At 65.4% G+C, this 20,638-nt stretch carries 19 protein-coding genes; 3 read left to right on the top strand and 16 right to left on the bottom strand.

The window, feature by feature from the left end; genetic code table 11:
• Positions 1 to 18: 18 nt before the first annotated feature.
• Positions 19 to 795: a 6-phosphogluconolactonase gene (locus G8760_RS08330; RefSeq protein ID WP_166349608.1), complete on the bottom strand. Its 777-nt coding sequence runs from the start codon at positions 793 to 795 to the stop codon at positions 19 to 21.
• A 114-nt stretch (positions 796 to 909) separates the two neighbouring features.
• On the opposite strand from G8760_RS08330, the gene G8760_RS08325 reads away from it, so the two are divergent.
• A complete protein-coding gene (locus G8760_RS08325; protein ID WP_207782143.1) occupies positions 910 to 2,139 on the top strand; it encodes an AGE family epimerase/isomerase in 1,230 nt (409 codons plus the stop codon).
• A 159-nt stretch (positions 2,140 to 2,298) separates the two neighbouring features.
• Here the strand turns inward: G8760_RS08325 and G8760_RS08320 are convergent, their stop codons facing one another.
• The 13 genes from G8760_RS08320 to G8760_RS08260 form a co-directional block, all read right to left on the bottom strand.
• Positions 2,299 to 4,869, bottom strand: coding sequence for a hypothetical protein (locus G8760_RS08320; RefSeq protein WP_166349602.1), 2,571 nt, complete (start codon positions 4,867 to 4,869; stop codon positions 2,299 to 2,301).
• Between the two features lie 51 nt (positions 4,870 to 4,920).
• Positions 4,921 to 5,898: a glucuronyl esterase domain-containing protein gene (locus G8760_RS08315; RefSeq protein ID WP_166349599.1), complete on the bottom strand. Its 978-nt coding sequence runs from the start codon at positions 5,896 to 5,898 to the stop codon at positions 4,921 to 4,923.
• A gap of 99 nt (positions 5,899 to 5,997) precedes the next feature.
• Positions 5,998 to 6,879: a carbohydrate ABC transporter permease gene (locus tag G8760_RS08310; RefSeq protein ID WP_207782142.1), complete on the bottom strand. Its 882-nt coding sequence runs from the start codon at positions 6,877 to 6,879 to the stop codon at positions 5,998 to 6,000.
• Complete coding sequence (locus G8760_RS08305; protein WP_207782141.1) at positions 6,876 to 7,796, bottom strand: carbohydrate ABC transporter permease; 921 nt, start codon at positions 7,794 to 7,796, stop codon at positions 6,876 to 6,878. The genes G8760_RS08310 and G8760_RS08305 overlap by 4 nt, the downstream gene beginning before the upstream one ends.
• Before the next feature lie 298 nt (positions 7,797 to 8,094).
• Entirely contained in the window at positions 8,095 to 9,363 is a 1,269-nt protein-coding gene (locus G8760_RS08300) for an ABC transporter substrate-binding protein (protein WP_166349596.1), read from the bottom strand.
• A gap of 419 nt (positions 9,364 to 9,782) precedes the next feature.
• Complete coding sequence (locus G8760_RS08295; RefSeq protein ID WP_162452723.1) at positions 9,783 to 10,034, bottom strand: WhiB family transcriptional regulator; 252 nt, start codon at positions 10,032 to 10,034, stop codon at positions 9,783 to 9,785.
• A 493-nt stretch (positions 10,035 to 10,527) separates the two neighbouring features.
• A complete protein-coding gene (locus G8760_RS08290) occupies positions 10,528 to 11,451 on the bottom strand; it encodes a diacylglycerol/lipid kinase family protein (protein WP_166349593.1) in 924 nt (307 codons plus the stop codon).
• A gap of 62 nt (positions 11,452 to 11,513) precedes the next feature.
• Positions 11,514 to 12,299: an RNA polymerase sigma factor SigF gene (locus G8760_RS08285; protein WP_166349590.1), complete on the bottom strand. Its 786-nt coding sequence runs from the start codon at positions 12,297 to 12,299 to the stop codon at positions 11,514 to 11,516.
• Positions 12,300 to 12,305: 6 nt separating this feature from the next.
• Positions 12,306 to 12,692, bottom strand: coding sequence for an ATP-binding protein (locus G8760_RS08280; RefSeq protein ID WP_166349587.1), 387 nt, complete (start codon positions 12,690 to 12,692; stop codon positions 12,306 to 12,308).
• A gap of 150 nt (positions 12,693 to 12,842) precedes the next feature.
• Entirely contained in the window at positions 12,843 to 13,601 is a 759-nt protein-coding gene (locus tag G8760_RS08275) for an amino acid ABC transporter ATP-binding protein (RefSeq protein WP_166349584.1), read from the bottom strand.
• Positions 13,598 to 14,344 carry an amino acid ABC transporter permease gene (locus G8760_RS08270; RefSeq protein ID WP_166349581.1) on the bottom strand — a complete coding sequence of 249 codons (747 nt, stop codon included), beginning with the start codon at positions 14,342 to 14,344 and terminating at the stop codon, positions 13,598 to 13,600. The genes G8760_RS08275 and G8760_RS08270 overlap by 4 nt, the downstream gene beginning before the upstream one ends.
• A 50-nt stretch (positions 14,345 to 14,394) precedes the next feature.
• Positions 14,395 to 15,219: a transporter substrate-binding domain-containing protein gene (locus G8760_RS08265; protein ID WP_166349578.1), complete on the bottom strand. Its 825-nt coding sequence runs from the start codon at positions 15,217 to 15,219 to the stop codon at positions 14,395 to 14,397.
• Between the two features lie 198 nt (positions 15,220 to 15,417).
• The gene (locus G8760_RS08260) at positions 15,418 to 16,212 is read right to left on the bottom strand and encodes a transporter substrate-binding domain-containing protein (RefSeq protein WP_166349575.1); all 795 of its coding nucleotides are present in this window, start codon (positions 16,210 to 16,212) and stop codon (positions 15,418 to 15,420) included.
• A 308-nt stretch (positions 16,213 to 16,520) separates the two neighbouring features.
• Between G8760_RS08260 and G8760_RS08255 the strand changes: the two genes are divergently transcribed.
• Together G8760_RS08255 and G8760_RS08250 are read left to right on the top strand one after the other, a co-directional pair.
• Positions 16,521 to 17,735, top strand: a complete 1,215-nt coding sequence (locus tag G8760_RS08255; protein ID WP_166349572.1) for an NAD(P)-dependent malic enzyme — start codon at positions 16,521 to 16,523, stop codon at positions 17,733 to 17,735.
• A 146-nt stretch (positions 17,736 to 17,881) separates the two neighbouring features.
• The gene (locus tag G8760_RS08250) at positions 17,882 to 18,847 is read left to right on the top strand and encodes a zinc-binding dehydrogenase (protein ID WP_166349569.1); all 966 of its coding nucleotides are present in this window, start codon (positions 17,882 to 17,884) and stop codon (positions 18,845 to 18,847) included.
• A gap of 916 nt (positions 18,848 to 19,763) precedes the next feature.
• Here the strand turns inward: G8760_RS08250 and G8760_RS08245 are convergent.
• Together G8760_RS08245 and G8760_RS08240 are read right to left on the bottom strand one after the other, a co-directional pair.
• Positions 19,764 to 20,378 carry a GDSL-type esterase/lipase family protein gene (locus G8760_RS08245; RefSeq protein WP_166349566.1) on the bottom strand — a complete coding sequence of 205 codons (615 nt, stop codon included), beginning with the start codon at positions 20,376 to 20,378 and terminating at the stop codon, positions 19,764 to 19,766.
• Between the two features lie 42 nt (positions 20,379 to 20,420).
• The gene (locus tag G8760_RS08240) at positions 20,421 to 20,603 is read right to left on the bottom strand and encodes a DUF6104 family protein (protein ID WP_166349563.1); all 183 of its coding nucleotides are present in this window, start codon (positions 20,601 to 20,603) and stop codon (positions 20,421 to 20,423) included.
• Positions 20,604 to 20,638: the final 35 nt, after the last annotated feature.

Genomic DNA, 20,638 nt, shown 5'->3' with positions numbered 1-20,638 from the left:
TTCAAATTAAGGACGTGGCTAAATAGTTTCCGGTCGAGGTAGCTCGGCGGCGGCTTGAGTGTCTACGTGGATGGTGGCGTCGGTATGGGTTCGGATGGCGCTGGCCGGGCAGGCCGGATCGATGGGTCCGGTTAGGGCGGTGGCGACGGCCGGCGCCTTCGCCTTGCCAAGCACGGTCACCACGACGCAGGAGGCGGCGAGGAGGGCCGGCACCGTGAGGGTCACCGCGGTGGTAGGTACGTCGTCGAGCCGCTCGAACAGTCCGTCGTCGACCTGCTGCTGGCGGGAGACCGGATCGAGAGTGATGACCCGGACGTGATCTGGATCGTCGAATCGGGTGTCGCCGGGTTCGTTGAACGCGATGTGCCCGTTGACACCAATACCCATGCAGGTCAGGTCGATCGGGCCGGATTGAAGCAGTGCGGCGTAGCGACGTGCCTCGGCTGTGCCCGCGGCGTCGGGTCGGATCCGTTCCAGGCTGGCGAGTGTGGCCGCGGGTAGGCGGGTTTGGATCCACTGCCCGAATCCGCGCGGGTCGGCCGCTGATAGGCCGATGTACTCGTCCATATGAAAGGCATGCACTCGGGACCAGTCGATATCGGGATCGGCCACCAGCGCGGCGAGCATGCTCTCCTGCGACGGCGCCGAGGCGAAGATCACGCGCGCGTTGCCTCGGTGATCGATGGCCGCCCTGATGGCTTTGGACGCGTCGTATGCGGCGGCCTGGCCGGTATCCGTGGCGTCCTGGCCGATCCGCAGCGATACGCCCTCGACTGACTCGGGATGTGTGGTCATGCACGGACCTCTCTAGATTGCAAGCGGTTGCAATCACACTGTAACCGGTTGCATTGGCCCGGTCAACGATGGGACGATCGCTGTTCGCAACCGGTTGCATCCCTGGGAGGGAACGTGTACGCCACCGCTCGTGCTCAGCTGGAAGGCGTCGTCCTCCCGTTCTGGCTCCAGCACGGCGTCGACCACACCGCGGGCGGCTTCCTGACCTGCTTCGACAACCGCGGCCGTACGTTGGTTTCCACCGACAAGTTCACCTGGTCACAAGGCAGATTCGTCTGGCTTCTCGCCCGGGCGGCGCGGCTGGCCGCGGCCGGCCGGCTCGAGCTGGACGCGGCCGAGTTGACGCGGTACGCCGTTCGCGGTGCCGAGTTCCTCCTCGACCACGCCATCCGGCCGGACGGACGTTGCCATTTCGTCCTCGACCGGAAAGGTTCACCAACGGCCGGGCCGTCGGGCGAGGACCACAGCGTCTACGCCGACTGTTTCGTGGTCATGGGCCTGGCCGAGTTGGCCCGTCGGACCGGAACGCCCGACTGGTTGGATCCGGTCGAGCCCGTACTGTCGACCGCCGCCGAGAGCATCGCCGCAGGCACCGCGGCGACCCCGCCGTACGCTGTGCCAGCGGGTTTCACCGCCTTCGGGCCGCGGATGATCCTCCTCAACACACTCCTGGAATGGGTGCGCGCCAAGCAGGCCCTCGGCGTGGCCGATCCGGGTGAGATGGACCGGCTCCGACAGGCCCGCGACACCATGCTCGACCACCGACAGCCGGACGGCACCTTCCGCGAAATGATCCCCGACACCAACGACGACGGCTCACTCCTCGCTCGACACCGAGTACCCGGCCACGCCCTGGAAGGTGTCTGGGTGGCGCTCGAGACCTGTGAGCTCCTCGACGACCGGGCGCCGGTTCCCGCCTTGCTGGCCAGTGTGGGAGCCCTGGCCGCCGCGGCCTGGGACCCCGACTATGGTGGGCTGGTTCGGTACGCCGATCGATCCGGACCGGTCGAACCACGCGGGTGGGGCGGAGACACGCCGTACGAGACGTTGGTCCGCCGGACGTGGAGCACCAAGTTGTGGTGGGTACACACCGAGGCGGCCTACACCACCGCCCTGGCGGCCCGGCGCTACGGCGATGCCGAAGCCGCCTCGTGGGCGGACCGGATCTGGGCGTACACCTTGTCGACGTTCCCGGCTGGCGCCGACGGGGAGGAGTGGATCCAGATCCGGGACCGGGCCGGTCTACCACTCGACGAGGTAGTAGCCCTGCCGGTCAAAGACCCGTTTCACATCGCCCGGAACCTCATGCAGATCGTCGAGCTGGACGATTCGGTGCCCGGATGAGGTCGCGGCGCGGACGCGAGTGAAACGCCCGGAGCAGAGCGATCAGGTGTTGTTGGTGAGGAGTGGCGCCACCAACGACACCTGATCTCGGCGGACATCGGCTGGTGTGTCGCGCCGGAAATCCCTGAGATCTCCGGCGCGACACACCAGGGTCGAGCCCTACTCCTCGCCGCTCGGCACGTATCGGAACACGTTGGTCGCGTCGGTGAAGTAGATAGTGTCGTCACGGTCGACGGCGGCGCCACGGACCCCACTGGACACGAGGATCTCTAGCTCGAGGCTGTCCGGGTCGAGACGGAACAGCCGGCCACCGGTGTTTCCATAGAGGTAGCCATCGGACTCGCGGTAGAACAGCTCACTCAGCCGACCCCACACGTTGGAGTTGGTGATACCCGTCTCCACGGTGTTCACCACCTCGCGGGTATGCCGGTCGAACTGGAACAGCGTCCCGGTCTCGGTCAGGCCCCAGAGGTCACCGTTCGGAGTGAACGTCAGCTCATGCATGATGGTGGCCCCGGGGACGACAACGTCGCTCCAGACCACCTCGCCGGCCTTGACGTCCCAGATGAACAGCTCTGCCTCGTCCTGGGTGGAGTCGCTGGACAGCCCGCCGTGGATCGAGGTGCCGCCATAGACCAGACCGTTGCGATACGCCAGCGCCACCACACTCTGATCGTGGACGACGTTGCGGTGCACCTCGTATCCAGCGCCGCCACGTTTCGGATCGAACAGCACTAGGGCACCACCCAGCTCACCGTAGTTCGGCACGGTGCCCGCGGCGACCACTGGGCCCGCCGACACCATGGTGAGCGGCCGATCCTGACCGTGCGGTGCACCCCGGCCCACGGTGAACAGGTGGGACGGGTTCTCGCCCCATTCCCAGTCCTGAGCGGGTTGTCCGGCGTAGAACGAGGCGCTCGGATAGACACCCACCACCGTATGGTTCCGATGCGCGATCATGCTGTCGGCCTGCCCCGGCCCGGAGAGCTGCTCGAGCTCACCGGTGGAGCGGTCGACGCGGGCCATGACACCCGAGCTGAGATAGGCACCGACGTAGACGTTGCCATCGGCTCCGTGGCCAATCGAATGGACGGTGGCCGGCGCGCCGTGGATGTCGCCGCTCACCACGTCGCCGTCGCCGGTGGCTAGGTTGTAGCGCCAGAGTGCGCCGTCGCCACGTAGCCCGACCAGGCTGGTGCCGGGGAACTCCGGCAGGCCCAGGTCGACCAGCTCCAGGCTGATGGTTCCCTCGACCTCCGCGGCGAGCGCGCTGGATTCCCAGCCGATCGAGACGGTGGCCCGGGCATCGAGGTCGTAGCCGTACACGGTGTCGCCGGACACGTAGAAGAACTGGCCGTCGTATGACGCCTTCGACCAGGTACCGACGGTGGACCGCAGCGTCTGCGTACAGCACCACTCGCCCGCGGTGAGGTCGTAGACCGCGACGTTCTCCGGGCTGCCCGGTGAGTAGGCCACGAACACTAGGTCACCGTGGCGGATGATGCGGTTGACGAAGTCCGGCTCCACCCCATCCGGCAGGTCGATCTCGGTGATGTCGCCGCTGCCCGGATCGACGCTGTACAGCCGGCCGACCGCGCCGGTGCCGACCCAGAGCTCGCCGTCCACCTGATCGAAACCCCACGCGTAGGCGCCGTCGGTGAACACTGGGCCGTAGTCGTGGACGTCACCGCTGACCGTGTTGTAGGAGTACACCTTGGCGCCCGGGTATGTGGTGCCATAGAGGGTGTCGCCGTCGAGCAGCAGGCTGCGCAGCATCTGCTCCCCGACGAGGCGGCTGGCGAGAGTCTCGAGTTCCTGCTCCACGGGGTCGTAGCGCCACAGGGTGCCGTCGTTGGGAGCTCGGACGCTGAAGTAGACGCTGTGATCGTCGTCGACCACGATCGAGCTGGCCACCGTATAGGGCGGCATGTCGATGGTGTCCAGCAGCTGACCGTCGCGGATATCGACGACGTTGAAGCTGACCGGGTTGCCGTCGGAGAACATGTACGCGACCGGGGTGCCGTCCGGCAATGTGTCGGTGGCGCCGAGTCGGACGTTCGGTGTGTACATAGCCACGCCGAGATCCTCGACCACTGCTGCTTCGCCCCGATCGGTCACCTGGACGTCGTCGGCGTAGTAGGTGGCGACGTTGGCGATGTTCGAGTACAACAACACCGCCGCGCTCGTGGCCTCGGCCGGGGCGTCGGCGTAGAGAGTCACCGGCTGCCAGCTGTCCCGCGGGAGCCGCCCGATCGACACGGTGTGCTGTTCGAGCTGCTGGCCGGACTCGTCATAGAAGTAGAAGTAGAGGGAGGAGGCGCTCGGGCTGGTGTATTCCTCGATGTAGACCTGGGCGCTGACCCGGTAGGTATGCCCGCCGGTGATGTCGAATCGGTCGCTGCGGAGCCCGGCGCTGATCTCCGAGCTGGGGTTGTGCAGCAGCAGGCTGTAGTCGCCTTCGGCGGCCCGCGTATCGACGACGGAGAACGCGTCGGGGTTGGCGGTGCCATGGGTGTGGGTCCAGCCGGGGATGGCGCCGTCGTCGACGGGTTCTTCGAAGCCGCCGTTCACCGGACCGACGACGGTACCCGTGGTCGCCGCGGGGTCGACGGTTGACGAGTTGGCGCCGGCACCGGTGCCGACGAGGACGGCGGTGGCCAGCATGCTGGCGCCGAGGGTATAGCCAAGTCTGGTCCGGATGGATGGTCGTGGAAAAGTGGTGCTACTCATCTCGCTGCCTTTCTGGGTCGCAGGTCGCTGATGACGTAGGCGGCCGTGGCCTCACCTCCCCAGATTCCGCCGCAGCCAGCGGTAGCTAGCGTGCAGGACGTGGTCCGGCGGAGTGTGCCCGCGGTTGTGGTAGAGCGACTCGGGGCCATGAGTGTCGGGCCAATACCAACTGGCCTGTTCGACGACGTTCCGGTTGTGCCAGCCGTCGGCGTCGTTCCCACCGGCGACGAGGATCGGGCGCGGCGCCACCAGTCCGAGGAGCTCGTCGTGATCGTGGTCGCCCGGTGGGTCGCCGGCCAGGTACCACGGATCGGACCAGTTGGAGTTGGCCCAGCCCAGGCCGGCCTCGTGGACCACCCCGGCGGCGATCCGCGGATCCAGTGCGGCGAGGAAGAGTGCGAGTTTCCCACCGAGGGAGTGGCCAAAGACGCCGATCCGGTCCGGATCGATCCACGGCACCGAGGCCAGGGCATCGACGGCGACGAGGAGATCCCCGATGCTGCGCCCGAGTGGTGTTCCGCCGATGGTCCGGCGGTGCCGGCCGGCCGCTGGTTGGTACCTCGCGGCTAGCGGCGTCAGGGGAGCCGATTCGGGTAGGACGTACTCGAACCACCAGGGTACGGCCAGGACCGCGACGCCATGGCCGACCAGGTGGCGGGCATAGGCATGCGCCCGGATCCGCTCGTCCGACCGATCCAGGGTGCGCGCCGACCGCTCGCCGAGCAACGATGCGACGTCGTAGAACGGCAGCACGACCGTGGCCAGCCGGCCGGGGTGGCCTGGGTAGCCGGCCGGGCGGAGCAGAGCGGCCTCCATGGTGGTGCCGTGGGTGGTGATAGCGAGCTGGCCTCGGTCGAACTCGTCACGCCACGCGGCCATGGGGCCGAGCTGCCACGCCGCGTCCGGAGCCCGCTCGGCGCCCAGCCAATTGCTCCACCACTTCCGGCGGGTCTCGGCCCGGGCTGGACCGCCCGAAGCCAGCACGGGGACAGGCCGGCCGGGCCGGTGAGAGGGGCGTCGCGAGGGCATGATCATCGCGCTCCGTTTCTGCAAGCGGTTGCAGTCGACACTGTTGCGCCGCGCCTCCCCGGGGCTACCTGGCCATCCGGGCCAGGTAGCCCTAGGCGGCTATTTCAGCCCGCTCATCACCACACCGCGGACGAAGAAGCGTTGCAGGCAGATGAAGATCAGCAGCGTTGGAACGAAGATGATCACGGCCCCGGCCATGGTGGTGGCGAGAACGGTCTCCTGCTGCTGCATGCTGTTCAAACCCACGGTCAGCACGTACATGTCCGGTGTGCGCTGCGCGACCAACGGCCAGAGGAAGTCGTTCCAATGCCAGAGGAACACGAACGTACCCAGCGTCGCCATGATCGGTTTGGTTTGCGGCAAGATGATCGACCAGTAGATGCGGAACTCGCCGGCACCGTCGATCCGGGCCGCCTCGATCAGCTCGTCCGGGATATCGCGGATGAACTGCCGCATGAGGAACATCGCCTGCACGTTGGCGAGCGTCGGGACCGTCAAACCCCACAGGGTGTTGAGGCCGCCCATCTCCGAGACGATGATGAACTGCGGGATCAGAGTCAGGTGATAGGGCACCATCAGCATCGCCACGAACGACCAGAAGATCACTTCGCGACCGAAGAACGTCTTCTTGGCGAACGCATAACCAGCCATCGACGCGAACACCAGCACCAGGACCACCGATGCGATCGAGTAGACCGCCGAGTTGAAGGCCCACTGGAAGATCCGCGAGTTGCCGAGCACCTCTTGGTAACTGTCGTAGGAGATCACCGCGGGGAACAGGGAACCGGGCAGGTCGATCGGCTGGCCCGGCTGGAGCGAGATGACGATCATCGCGTAGAACGGGAACGCGGTGATCACCGCGGCCAGGATCAGCGGCAGGTGCATAAGTCCGGGGCGCCGGCGACGACCCCTGGCGAGCGGTTTGCTGCCGGTGGGTGTGGTCGGGGGCGACGTTGTCTGCGGCGCAGTCGAGACGGTCACTTCTTCTTCTCCTTGTCGAACAGCCACCGTTGGACGAGGGAGACCGCCAGGGTGATCACCAGCAGCACGACACCCACGGCGCTGGCGTAGCCGAAGTCGAAGTAGCCGAACCCCTGGTCGTAGATCATGTACGTCAACGTGTAACTCGACCGGAACGGACCGCCACCGGTCATGACGTAGATGGTGTCGAACACCTGGAACGACTTGATGATCTCCAGGATGAGGACGAAGAACAGTGCAGGTTTGAGCAGCGGGATGGTGACGTGCCGGAACCGCTTGAACCAGTTGGCACCGTCGAGCTCGGCTGCCTCGTAGTAATCGCGGGGGATAGCCAGCATGCCGGCGAGCAGGATCAGCATGTTGTAGCCGAAATTGCTCCACGCACTGACCATCGACAGCGCGGGCAAAACCAGGATCTCGCTCTGGAGCCAGCCGAGCGGACCAACACCCACCAGCCCGGTGAGCCAGTTGAGCGGCCCTTGCTGGCCGAAGATCCAGACCCAGATGATGCCGGCGATCACCGAACTGGTGACGACTGGCAGGAAGAAGATCGACCGGTAGATGCCCATGCCGCGCAACGTCCGGTCGCACAAGAGGGCCATGAACAGCGACACCGTGATCGACATCGGTATGGCGATGATCGCGTACACCAGCGTCACCCGAAGTGCGCCCCAGAAGATGGGGTCGCTGAAGAGTCGGGTGAAGTTGTCGAAGCCGATGAAGTCCGCGCCGCCGACCGGGCGCCAGTTGGTGAAGCTGAGGCCAACGCCGAAGATCGCGGGGGCGATCTTGAAGGTGAGGAAGAGAATGACGTACGGGAGGATGAAGACGTAGGCGATCACCGCCTTGTCGGACCTCCACCAGCGCCGACGCACCGGCGCGGGTGCTCCGGCACGGTTGCGGGCAGCGATTGCCACGAGCAGGCCTCCTGCCTGTCGTCCCGGCCAGCGGTGTTTCGAGCCCGCTGGCCGGAGCGTCGTCTAGGGTGTGGTGAACAGACGTCCCACGCGGGGCACTAGTGCCCTAGTCTTGTGGGCTTCCGGTCCGCGACACTCAGAGCTTCCGCCAATAGATGCTGGCGGGCTGAGCCAGCAGACGAGCGTCGCCTGGCTTCGTTGTCGTCGTCGATCGATGGCTCCGCATCGACCTCCTCCTCCGCCTTGCCATGCTCGCTCCTCTACTGGCTCAGCTCCACCGATCTATGGGCGGAAGCTCTTATCCGCGGCTGAGCATGCCATCGACTTCTGCGGCAGCGGCGTCCAGCGCATCTTGCGGACTGGTGCGGCCCAGAAGAGCGGCCTGCAGGTGTGGCTTCAGCAGGTCGATGATCTCGCGGGCCTGCGGGTGGACAACACCGGACCAGACGGTGTCGAGGTACTTCTCCTGCTCGATCATCAAGGGGTCGTCGAAGATCCCGGTGATCGACGCCCGGGCGGCGGAGAAGTGAGCATCCCGGTTGAACGACTCCATCTCCTCGGGTGAGGTCAGGAACTTCACCCAGAGTTTGGCGGCATCGATGTTGTCGCTCGTGTTGAAGATCGACAGGCCACCCACCGTGCCGAAGTTGGCCGGCTGCGCGCCGCTGAGCGGTGGGCTGACGACGATGTTCTCCGGGTCGACGAACCGGCTGACGGTGGCGACGAAGCCGTCGACGAGGAACGCTACCTCGCTGCGTCCGGCCGGGGTCTGCTCGAAGTCTTCCTGGGTGGTGAGGCTCTGCTGGGGCAGGTAGTCGTTCTCAGCCATTTCCTTCAGGAAGCTCAGTGCGGCCACACCTTCCGGCCCGTTGAACGCCGCCTGCCCCTCGCTGTTGAGCACCTCGCCGCCGGCCTGGAGCAGGAACGGATAGAAGGAGTGGTTCAGGCTGGTCGTGCCCGAGTACTGGGTGGCGTAGTAGCCGGCGTCCTTCACGATCGGGGCGATCTCAAGAGCCTCGTCCCAGGTGGTCGGGCAGTCCACGCCGGCTTCGTCCAGAACGTTCTGGAAGCAGATCACGGAGCTAACGCTCATCAGGAGCGGGACGCCGTAGAGCTCGTCGTTGTAGCTCATCGCGGCCACTGCTGGCTCGCGGAAGTCGTCCACGTCATCGGCGATGACGTCGCTGACTGATTCGAGGACACCCTGTTCGACGAACTTGGGTATGAAGTCCGGGTTGAAGTACGCGACGTCGGGTGCGAGCCCGCCGGCCAGCGAGGTGTTCAGCTGTTCCTCGCGGCCGTCCCAAGGCTGGACGATAACTTCTACGTCGATATCTGGGTACTGCTCGTTGAAACGAGCCACCACAGGCGTCCAGTACTGGTCGGTATTGGCATCGCCGATCGGGTAGGACCAGAACGTCACCTTGCCCGATGGCTGTTCCTGGTCACCGGAGGAGCTGGTATCGGTGCCTACCTGGTTGGCGTCATCGCCGCCGCCACATGCGGTGACGGCGACGGCGGTGGCGACGATCACTGCCGCCGCGCGGAAAGCCTGCGTGATTCCCATCGTGTCCCTCTCTCGGCCGACACCCACGGTTTGTGTATTTACGGCACGTCATCATCTGGTATCAAATGACGGCCGAAATTATGCAAGCGGTTGCACCAACATAGTGGCGACACAACCGAGCGTCAAGGCTTGCAAGCACTATTTCGAGGGTGCTCACACGGGCCGGCCGGACGCTTCACGGCATGTGTGGTGAATGCTGAGGGAACTCGATCTTTGTCAGTGGTCCAGATGATCGGAGCTGACCGCCGCCGAGTTACGTGCTTGGCGCTTATTGCGCTAGCGAAGCCTCGCGGGTGAGGTGGGGCTCATGGTGACAAGCTCGGGCGTGGAAGGTGCTACGCACAAACTGCGCCGGCCACCCGCGGTGCGGATGGCCGGATGGTGAACGTCTGGGGCCGAGATGTCGGCGAAGGTGGGGATCAGTAGGCGCGGGCGCGGGCGCGGGCGTTGCGACGTTTGAGTGCGCGCCGCTCGTCCTCGGACAGTCCGCCCCAGACGCCGGCATCCTGCCCGCTTTCGAGGGCCCAGCGTAGGCATTCCTCGCGGACGTCGCACCGTCGGCAGACCGCCTTGGCTTCTTCGATCTGGAGCAACGCAGGTCCGGTGTTCCCGATGGGGAAGAACAGCTCGGGATCTTCGTCGCGACAGGCGGCACGGTGGCGCCAGTCCATGGGTCTCACAGCTCCTCGGTATTATGGCGCCATTCAGGGTTTCCGTCCGGCGCACGACATTACGTGAATTCGTTCACGAACTGCCGACAACCTCTTACCGGTGCTGCTGCCCGACAAGGGGATGCCACCAGTCCTTCCGTGGTGGCCGCCGGGGCGCGCAGGTTGCGCCTCCGTTAACCACGTGGCAGTACAAGGGTGACAAGTTCGTGACCCGTGTACAAGGGCTTTGTGCGTTCCATCTCATCAAACTTCGTGTAGCCTCCATCACAATAAGGGTAGAAAACGTCATAAAAAGGACATTTAGCTCCGGTTGGCTCGACTGTGCCGCCAGTGCTGACCGAGGTGCTGCGTCGGGTCGCCGGGTGGCTGGCAGCAAGATCGATAACTCTGTTGCGTCGGTATTCGAGGTAAATGTCCCGTTCACGAGACGTCAGTGGGTCATGCCCTGTTTGGGTGGGCGGGCACCCTGCGGTGACTCGACTCGCGCGGCCGCTCAATAGGCGATGCGGATGGCCTCGGGTACGGAAGTGAGCATGATCCGGTCCCGCTCACCGATGTAGTCGCCGTCGACCTGGACAGGCATAGGCTGCGCCGAGTGCAAGAGCAGTTCAGGTTGATCATGCAGGGTGACGACGCGGCGGCCACGAGGTCCACGTCTGGTGGTCATCCGGGTGAGCGACGTCAGGGTGGATACCAGGCCTAGGCTCGTCAGGCCGAACAGATCGAGCCCGCCGGTGAACGACGCCTTCGGTGTCGGCCGCAGCGGTCGGCTGCCGAGATACGTCCATGGCGAGCAGTTGCTGATCACGGCGACCGCGACGGACGGTATTGGTTCGGCGCCAGTGGCCGACTCGACGCTGATATGGGCATGCCGTCGGTCCGGCTGGGCGAGAAACCGCCGGATCGCGGTGCGCACATACAGCGGATGGGTGGACCGGCGGCCGGCGGCGCGAGCCTCCTCGACGGCACGGACGACGTCGGCGTCCAGCCCCATACCGGCGGCGAAGGTGAAGTATCGCTCGTCGACGCGGCCCAAGCCGATGGGCTGGTGGCGGCCCGACCTGATCGCATCGAGCAGCAGGCCGGTGGCTTCCACGGGGTCTTCGGGAATGCCGAGGTTGCGCGCGAGCACATTGGTACTGCCGCCGGGCACCAGGCCGACGGCCGGCACTTTCGGTCCGGCTCCGCGATGCAATACGCCGTTGATCAGTTCATTGATGGTGCCGTCGCCGCCCACCGCGACGACGAGGTCGAGTTCTTCGTCTCGGGCCTGCCGGCCGAGTTCCGCGGCGTGGTCCCGGTGTGTCGTCTCGGCCACCTGTAGTTCGAGGTCGTGGCGCAGAGCGGAGAGCAGGACGTCACGGGTGCGCTCCGAGGTGGTCGTCGCGTGCGGATTGACGACGACGAGAGCGCGCATAAAGGACACCCTAGTGGGCGCGGCCCGTAGCCGCGTGGACCGGGGCACACGAGCGCGGTTGTTCAGAAACCGGCATCGGCTGCGTCCGCCAGGAGCGACGTCCGCATGTGTGCGAGAGTGCGAGACAACAGACGAGAGACGTGCATCTGGGAGATGCCCACCTCTTGGGCGATCTGCGACTGCGTCATGCCGCGGAAGAAGCGCAGCACGATGATCTGTCGTTCCCGTTCCGGCAGCGTAGCGAGGATGCGCGAGATCGCCTCGCGGTTCTCCACCCCATCCAGCGCTTCGTCGTGATGCCCGATCAGGTCCAGCGGCGCGGCGCCGGTGTCGGGGTTGGCTTCCGGGGCATCCAGCGAGATGGCGTTGTAGGCCGTCGCCGATTCCAACGCCTCCAGCACCGCGTCCTCGCCAACCTGCAAGGTCTTGGCCAGCTCGGCGACCGTCGGCGACCGGCCGAGCTGATGGGTGAGCTCCGTGGTGGCCGTACCAATGGACAGCCGCAGTTCCTGTAGGCGTCGTGGTACCCGCACCGCCCAACCCTTGTCGCGGAACCACCGCTTGATCTCGCCGAGGATGGTAGGTGTGGCGTACGTCGAGAATTCCACCCCCCGAGCGGGGTCATAACGGTCCAACGACTTGATCAGACCGATGGTGGCCACCTGCACCAAATCCTCGTACGGCTCGCCACGCCCCGCGAAACGGCGAGCCAGATGTTCGGCCAACGGCAGATGGATAGTGGCCAGCCGATTGCGGGTGGCGAGCCGCCGCGGATCGTCAGGCTTCAGCGAGGCCAGCTCGCGGAGGAGCTCACGGCTCTCGTTTCGATCGAGGGCGGTCTGCTCCACCTGCGTTCACCCCCGCTTCTTGCGCAGCGTGATAGCCACCCGTCCATCCTTGACCGACGAGTAGACCTCGCCAGCGAGGGCGGACAAGACCGTCCACGCGAAACTCTCCGGAGCTGGCAAGGTGGTGTGGGCGGCCGCGACCGAGACGACCACCTCTAGGGAGTCATCGTGCAGCTCGAAACGGCACTGCAGATTGGCGCCGCTCTGGGCCACCGGCAACAGCATCGCGCAGGCTTCGTCGACGGCGATCCGCAGATCTTCGATGTCGTCGAGCGTGAGGCCGAGCCGGGCGCCCAACCCCGCCGACGTAGTACGCAGCACAGCGAGGTACGCACTGGACGCGGGCACGCTCAGTTCGACGAGATCAGCGTTCGTCGCCTGGGGGTCGCTCACCGGGCCTCCTGATTGGAGAGATCACTCAGCCGTTAGCCTGTCACATTCCCCGGGTCTCGCAAGCCGAGTGGTCGGGACAACACCTTCGAGGACCACGCGAGGTCACCGTCGCGGCAGCGACCTTTGGCCGCTCAGAGCACCTTTGACAGGTCAGAGCACCTTTGACAGGAAAGCCTGGGTCCGAGAATGCTGGGGCGCCGCGAGAACCTCCCGGGGATGACCCGACTCGACGATGACGCCTTGGTCCATGAAGACCAACTCGTCACCGACCTCCCGGGCAAAGCCCATTTCGTGGGTGACCACCATCATGGTCATTCCACTAGCGGCAAGGCTGCGCATGACGTCGAGAACATCACCGACCAGTTCGGGATCGAGCGCGGAGGTGGGTTCGTCGAAGAGCATCATGTCCGGCTCCATCGACAGCGCTCGCGCGATGGCGACACGCTGCTGCTGGCCTCCAGAAAGGTGGGCCGGGTATGCGTCGACTTTCTCGCCCAGCCCGACGCGTTGCAGGTTGGCCAGGGCGACCTGCCGGGCATCCTCCTTCTTCCGGCCCAGCACCCGCTGTTGCGCAATGGTCAAGTTACGCAAAACAGTGAGGTGCTGGAACAGGTTGAATTGTTGGAACACCATGCCGATCCGCGCCCGTACGCGGTCAATGTCGACGTCTGGATCGAGAACGTCGATACCCTCTACTCGAATCTCGCCCGACGTTGGTTCTTCGAGGAGGTTCACACAGCGCAGCAGCGTTGATTTCCCTGAGCCGCTGGGCCCGATGACACACACCACCTGGCCGGGGTTCACGGTGAGGTCCACGCCCTTGAGAACCTCCAGGGCGCCAAAGCTTTTCCTGAGGTCGACGATCTCAATGGCCGGAACGTCGTTGGGTAGCTGGTCCGGTAGTGTCATCGCGATCTCGCTTGCCTCTTCTCCAGCACGGCGACGAGCCGCGTCAATGGGATCGTGATCATGAGGTAGAGCAGGCCCCCCATGACGAGTGGAGTGGCGTTTCCGGCCGTGTTCATGGCGTCTCGCGAATATGTGGTGAGTTCTTTCATCGCCGGTGTGGTGCCCACGATGAACAGCAACGACGTGTCTTTGATCAGTAGGACGAACTCGTTTGTGATGGGTGGGATCACGATCCGGAACGCCTGCGGCAGAATGATCGAGAACATCGTTCGGTTCGGCGACATGCCAAGTGACCGCGCGGCCTCGGCCTGCCCCTTGGGCACCCCTTGGATCCCAGCGCGGACTATTTCGGCGACGTATGCGGCGGCCACCATGATGAGGGCGATCAAACCTGCGCCGACGGCGCCGCCGGGAGGGCGGAAGCTGAAGGCGACCGGAACCGCGTAGGCCATGGCGAAGATGGTCAGCAGCGCTGGCAGGCCGCGGAAGATCTCGACATACGCCGTGGCTACCCAGCGATAGGGCGCAACCGTGGACAGCTTCATCAAGGCCAGCAACACGCCGAAAGCGAGCCCGCCACCGAACGCGATCAGCGTGAACAGCACCGTGTTCCTGGCGGCGATCGTGATGATCTCGGGAAGTTGGTCGCGAGCGATGTCCCATTGAAAGAAGACTCGCTGCAGCCGGCCCCAGTCGGCGGCCAGCACGACCATCACGATCACCGCCACGAAGACGGCGTACATGGTGCCTCGGTTGAGGCGCTTGCGGGTAGTCCTCCGCACGTTTGACCCGATCAGTCGACGCTGAAGTATTCGGCGTAGACCTCGTCGTACGTGCCGTCGTCTCGCAGTTCGGCCAGTTGTTCGTTGATGGCCGCCAGCAGGGCTGGGCGTTCATCCTTGCCCAGCGCGAAACCGTACTGCTCGTCGGTTTCGTAGGTCTCGACGATCACATAGCCGTCGTCGGCCTCTTGATGCTCGTAGTTGACCGGGAAGTCCTGCAGGATCGCATCGATGTTGCCGGCCTGGAGAGCGGCCCATAGTTCCGGGTCGCCGGGGAAAGACTGGATGCTGGCGCCTTCGGGGGCATTACCCTCGGCATAGGACTGTCCGGTGGTCGCCTGCTGGACGCCGACGGCCCGGCCGTCGAGGTCATCAATCGAGTTGATATCACCGTCGGCCGCAGCGAGCAGCGACTGCAGCGAGTCATAGTACGGATCGGAGAAGTCGAGATTCTCCTTGCGTTCATCGGTGATGGTCATCGCCGAGGCGCCGACGTCGCATTGGTTCGCGGCGAACACCGTGCCGCTTTGGAGCGGGTCGAAGCCAACCGCCTGAACCCGCATTTCGAGGCCGATTCCGTCGGCGATGGCTTGCATGAGGTCCATGTCGAAGCCGCTGTATCCGCTGGGTGCGTCGGAGTCTTCAAACTCGAACGGCGGGTAAGGAACTTCGGAACAAACAGTGAGTACACCGTCTTCGACGAGGTTGTAGTCCGCGGTGTCAGCACCGTTCTGTGGGGTGGTGTCGGCGTCGTCACCGTCGTCGCCACAAGCTGACAGGAGTAGGACGCCAGCGGCGGCTACGGCGATCGATCGCGAAATATGGAGCAAGGTCATGGCGATGTTTCTCTCCCGATCGGGGTCAGTGCCATTAATTGTGTGCGGCAAATCCTGCCATCGATTTGATGCGATCGGGTCATGTTCCGGCCACGATCGAGTAAAGAAGCACGATTCGGACGTCGGATGTGTGCGCGGCTGGGCTCAACTACGGTGCCGCTGGGGCCCGACGTGCGTCTGCCGCATCTTGCGGGCCGGTCAGTCGACCCCGAAGTAGCGCTGGTAGATCTCGTCGTATGTGCCGTCCTCCCGCAGCTGTGCGAGCTGCTCGTTGACCGCTTGGATGAGTTCGCGCCGTTCTCCCCGGCCGTAGGCGAAGCCGTACTGTTCGTCGGTCTCGAAGGTCTCGACGATCGTGTAGTTCGAGTCGTCCTGCTCGTGTTCGTAGTTGACCGGGTAGTCCTGCAAGATCGCGTCGATTCGGCCGGATTGCAGCGCCGGCCACATCTCGGCGTCACCCGGGTACGGCTGCAACTCGGCACCACTCGGCAAGTGTTCACCGGCGAACTTCTGCCCGGTGCTACTGGCTTGGATGCCGACGGTGTGGCCGTCGAGGTCGTCGATGGAGGAGATACCCGAGTCCGCCGCGACGAGCAACGACTGTAGGGAGTCGTAGTAAGGGTCGGAGAAGTCGATGTCGGCCCGTCGCTCCTCCGTGATCGTGATGGCTGAGGCGCCGACGTCGCATTGGCGATAGCCGAAGGCCGTTCCATCGATGAGCGGATCGAATCCCACTACTCTGACCTGCATCTCGAGGCCGAGTCCATCGGCGATCGCCTGCATGAGGTCCATGTCGAACCCGCTGTAGCCGCTGGGCGCGTCGGGATCCTCGAACTCGAACGGTGGGTAGGGGACCTCAGAACAGACGGTCAGCATGCCCTCCTCGACGAGCAAGAAGGCTTGGTGTTGACCGTCGTCACTACTACACGAGGCGAGCAGAAGCAGACCGGCGGATACGAGACCGATTGGTCGTGCCCAGCGTGCTAATGTCATCGCGGCTCTCCCGGGTCTGGGTGATAGGCCAGCACTTCGTCGGGGTCGCGGTGAGGGTGTGCGCGACCGCTTGGTCGGTGGGGCGAATCCTGCCAGCATCCACGTGCGCTGTGGTCATCATCTGGCCACGATCGAGTAAAGAACTACACGTAAACCGGTTTCGTCCCCGGTTTGGGCATGGCAGAATGGCCCCGCACGGGTGACCCCCGTCGCCGGTACCTGCTTGCCGCGGCATCACGCGGCGCAGACGTCGCCGGCATTCTCTGCTCATCTGTCCGACCTACCAGCACGCCGTCAGGGGTCACCACATGGTTGCCGAGATCGTCCCGTCCCAACCCGTCGTCCCGGCTCAACCCGATGCCGATTCGCTCACCGACCGCGCCGTGCACCTGCACCGTGGCGGCAAGCTCGAGGTCCGCTCCACCGTGCCCGTGCGTGACGCCAGCGACCTCTCGCTCGCCTACACTCCCGGCGTGGCACGCGTGTGCACCACCATCGCCGACTCGCCGGCACGTGTACACGACCTCACCTGGAAGGGCAACACCGTCGCCGTCGTCACCGATGGTTCGGCGGTGCTAGGTCTCGGCGACATCGGCCCGGAGGCCGCGCTGCCGGTCATGGAAGGCAAAGCGCTGCTGTTCAAGGAGTTCGCCGGGGTCGACGCGGTGCCGGTCTGCCTGGACTGCCGCGACGTCGACGAACTGGTCGAGACGGTGGCCCGGATGGCGCCCACGTTCGGCGGTATCAACCTGGAAGACATCTCCGCACCCCGATGCTTCGAGGTGGAGCGCCGATTGCAGCAGCGTCTGGACATCCCCGTGTTCCACGACGACCAACACGGTACGGCCGTCGTCGTGGCCGCCGCACTGGTCAACGCATTGCGCTTGACGAGTCGGACCATGGGCGACGTTCGAGTCGTCGTCTCCGGTGCTGGCGCGGCCGGGGTGGCCGTGACCAAGATTTTGCAGTCCATGGGGGTGCGCGACATCGTCGTCATGGACCGCGCCGGCGCGATCCACGCTGGCCGGCCCGGGCTCAGCACCGTCAAGGACGAACTGGCCCGCACCACCAACCCCGGGAGCTTGCGCGGTGGCGCCCACGACGTGTTGCCCGGTGCCGACGTACTGATCGGCGTGTCCGGCGGGGTGATCCCGGAAGACGCCGTTGCCCAGATGGCGCCGGACGCGGTGATCTTCGCGTTGGCCAATCCAGATCCCGAGGTGCATCCGACGGTCGCACACCGGCACGCCGCCGTCGTCGCCACCGGACGCAGCGATTTTCCCAACCAGATCAACAACGTGCTGGCCTTCCCCGGTATCTTCCGCGGTGCGTTGGACGTGCGGGCCAGCCAGGTCTCCGAAGGTATGAAGCGTGCCGCCGCCGAGGCGCTGGCCGAGATCGTCGGCGACCAGCTAGCCGTGGACTACGTCGTTCCGGGGCCATTCGACCCCCGGGTGGCGCCGGCCGTCGCGGCCGCGGTGGCGCGCGCGGCTCGTGACGAAGGCGTAGCCCGTCTGCCGTAACCCGGCTCCTCCGTCCCAGGGATGGCGCCGTGATGACGGCCGCCGACCGTGGAGGCCGGCGACCGTGGAGGCCGGCGACCGTGGAGGCCGGCGACCGTGGAGGCCGGCGACCGTGGAGGCCGGCGACCAACCGGTAGGGTCGGAAGATGTTCGCTGCCTACGCCGAAAGCTTCGATGCCGACGAACCCCTGAACGGGCTGGTCCTGGGAGCACGTCCAGAGCCCGACGTGCCTGATGGGTGGACCGTCGTCGACGTCAAGGCCGCCTCACTCAACCACCACGACGTATGGTCGCTGCGCGGGGTAGGGCTGACGGCCGAGCAGCTGCCGATGATCTTGGGTGGTGACGCCGCAGGGGTCGATCAAGACGGCAACGAGGTGGTTGTCCACGCCGTGATCTCCGACCCAGGATGGCTGGGCGACGAGACACTGGACCCGCGCCGGTCCTTGCTGTCCGAACGTCATCCAGGCACCTTCGCTGAGCGGGTGGCCGTGCCCCGGCGCAACCTGCTGCCAAAACCGCCGGAGCTGTCGTTTGCCGAGGCTGCCTGTCTGCCCACCGCGTGGCTCACCGCCTATCGGATGCTCTTCACCCAGGCGCAGCTCAAGCCCGGGCAGACCGTCCTCGTGCAAGGCGCCGGCGGTGGTGTGTCAACCGCGCTGATCAGCCTCGCCGCCGCGGCCGGCGCCCGGGTGTGGGTCACGTCGCGCGACGTCGAGAAAGCCGAACGCACGCGGGAACTGGGGGCCGATGCGGTCTTCGAGTCCGGAGCCCGCCTGCCAGACCGGGTTGACGCGGTGATGGAGACCGTGGGAGAAGCGACGTGGAAACACTCGATCCGCTCGTTGCGCCAAGGCGGCGTAGTTGTGGTGTCGGGAGCCACGTCCGGCTGGTCCGGGCCAACCGAACTCAACCGGGTATTCTTCCTGCAACTGCGGATACTCGGCTCCACCATGGGTACCCGTGAGGAGCTGGGGCAGCTGCTCGCCTTCTGCGCCCGGTCTGGGCTGCGCCCCGCTGTCGACCGGGTAATACCGCTGCGGGAGGCTCGGGACGGCTTTGCCGCGATGGCGCACGGCGACGTCTTCGGCAAGGTCGTCTTCACCCCGTAGTGCACCTGATCTCCGTTTTGTCACCTGATCGTTTTTGTGGCGACGATCAGATGCAGACGTGATGGCAACGCTGCTGGTCAACGTGCCGCAGCGTCGTCCGGAGGTATCTCGGGATGCGAACGGTAAACGATCAGATGCGCCATCTGACCGTAGATGTCGACGCGTGCATCTGATCGGCTTCGCCGTGCGGGCGGAGTCAGGTGGCTGCAGTCGAGGCCAGGGAGGCCTGCTGGCGTGGCGCAACCGAGGCTTCGCAAAGTCGGGCCCATCGGATCCCAGTACGACATCGCGCACTGCGCTACCGCCAGATGGTGCTAGGAGCCGGATTCGGGCTTTAACGCCATCTGGCAGTAGCGGAGTGCGGGGCATGCCGCGGCGGCCTCACGGCAAAGGGAAATATGTTGCCGTCCGGGCAGCAGCAAGGAGGCTTACTGCGGCATCCGCCCTGGGCACAAGGACGCTTACTGTCACCAGGGCAACAACAAGGAGGCCTACTGCACACGGCGGCGCGCCGTAAGGAACCTTGTTGCAGCCAAGTGGCGAGGATGCGCGTCGCCACCACGTACGCCGAGGCCGACGAGCGCGATCAGCGCGGTTGAATGCGGGCCAACCGGATCCCGGAAACAGGCGCCGGGTCTGGGACGGGCTGCCGCACGCACCGGGATGACCGGCCGCCGCCCGTGCTGATGATGATGCACGTCAACAGATGGTGAACAGCCACGGCGCGGTGGGCGCTCCGACGATCAGATGCACGCGTCGACATCTACGGTCAGATGGCGCATCTGATCGTTTACCGTTCGCATCCCGAGATACCTCCGGACGACGCTGCGGCACGTTGACCAGCAGCGTTGCCATCACGTCCGCATCTGATCGTCGCCACAAAAACGATCAGGTGACAAAACGGAGATCAGGTGCACTACGGGGTGGGGCGGGGGTGGACTGGAGTGTCGGGTGGGGTGACGCCGAGCCAGCGATACCACGCATCATGCAAGATTACGTACGCGAGCAGCCCATACCCGGTCTGGTTGGGATGAATGCCGTCGTCGGCGCGGGCCTCGCGCCACGCATCACGGTTGGCCAAGGCGCCGTACGTCGACACATAGGGCAGTTCGCGACGTTGGCACAACTCGGCCAGTGCGGCGTCGAGGGTGGCAAGGCGCGTGAGCATGGCGTCGTCGCCCACCGGCGGCGGCCCGATGACCAGTGTGGACACGTCCATCGACGCTAGGCCGAACTCCAGCGCGGCCGCGGTGCGCTCCGGTTCGACACCCTGGTGGGCGTCGTTGACGCCGGCGGCGATGACGATGCGGCCCTCGTCGCCCTGGGCGAAGCGCGGCGCACACTCCATAGGAAGCCGCAACACGACGTCCTCCATGGTCTGCCGGCGCACACCCAGTGGATACACGGTGAGGTCGACACCGGTGGACGGTGGTGTCCGCGCGGCGACCCTACCCACCCAGCCGAGCGCTTTGGGGTCACCCACGCCGGCCACGAAGGAGTCTCCGAACACGCAGATCCGGATATCCCGCACCGGCTGTCCTCCCATCACCTCCGCTGTCCGGCCGCGGGCCGGTCAGCTGTCGTCGGTCTCGTCGTCGAGGCGAGCCAGATATGTGGCCAGGCGTTCGACGGCGGTCTCGAACTCGGGGTTCTCGTCCACGAAGTCGCGTAGTTGTTCGGCCAACCAGCCGAGACTGATCTGCTCGTCTCCTCGGCGGTGTTCGAGTTCCTCGATTCCTCGGTCGGTGAAGTACACACCCAACTCCCGATCGAATGTGTTGTCCAGGACAG

The sequence above is a fragment of the Phytoactinopolyspora limicola genome (assembly GCF_011320225.1).
Classification (GTDB): domain Bacteria; phylum Actinomycetota; class Actinomycetes; order Jiangellales; family Jiangellaceae; genus Phytoactinopolyspora; species Phytoactinopolyspora limicola.
The sequence above is the reverse complement of the archived record's forward strand: the minus strand, read 5'-3'. Positions and strand labels throughout refer to the sequence as shown.

What these genes read in the sequence shown, in the direction of transcription:
- G8760_RS08330 (WP_166349608.1), bottom strand. Translation starts at nt 795, where the DNA reads ATGACCACACATCCCGAGTCAGTCGAGGGCGTATCGCTGCGGATCGGC.
- G8760_RS08320 (WP_166349602.1), bottom strand. Translation starts at nt 4,869, where the DNA reads ATGAGTAGCACCACTTTTCCACGACCATCCATCCGGACCAGACTTGGC.
- G8760_RS08315 (WP_166349599.1), bottom strand. Translation starts at nt 5,898, where the DNA reads ATGCCCTCGCGACGCCCCTCTCACCGGCCCGGCCGGCCTGTCCCCGTG.
- G8760_RS08300 (WP_166349596.1), bottom strand. Translation starts at nt 9,363, where the DNA reads ATGGGAATCACGCAGGCTTTCCGCGCGGCGGCAGTGATCGTCGCCACC.
- G8760_RS08295 (WP_162452723.1), bottom strand. Translation starts at nt 10,034, where the DNA reads ATGGACTGGCGCCACCGTGCCGCCTGTCGCGACGAAGATCCCGAGCTG.
- G8760_RS08290 (WP_166349593.1), bottom strand. Translation starts at nt 11,451, where the DNA reads ATGCGCGCTCTCGTCGTCGTCAATCCGCACGCGACGACCACCTCGGAG.
- G8760_RS08275 (WP_166349584.1), bottom strand. Translation starts at nt 13,601, where the DNA reads ATGACACTACCGGACCAGCTACCCAACGACGTTCCGGCCATTGAGATC.
- G8760_RS08270 (WP_166349581.1), bottom strand. Translation starts at nt 14,344, where the DNA reads ATGTACGCCGTCTTCGTGGCGGTGATCGTGATGGTCGTGCTGGCCGCC.
- G8760_RS08265 (WP_166349578.1), bottom strand. Translation starts at nt 15,219, where the DNA reads ATGACCTTGCTCCATATTTCGCGATCGATCGCCGTAGCCGCCGCTGGC.
- G8760_RS08260 (WP_166349575.1), bottom strand. Translation starts at nt 16,212, where the DNA reads ATGACATTAGCACGCTGGGCACGACCAATCGGTCTCGTATCCGCCGGT.
- G8760_RS08255 (WP_166349572.1), top strand. Translation starts at nt 16,521, where the DNA reads ATGGTTGCCGAGATCGTCCCGTCCCAACCCGTCGTCCCGGCTCAACCC.
- G8760_RS08250 (WP_166349569.1), top strand. Translation starts at nt 17,882, where the DNA reads ATGTTCGCTGCCTACGCCGAAAGCTTCGATGCCGACGAACCCCTGAAC.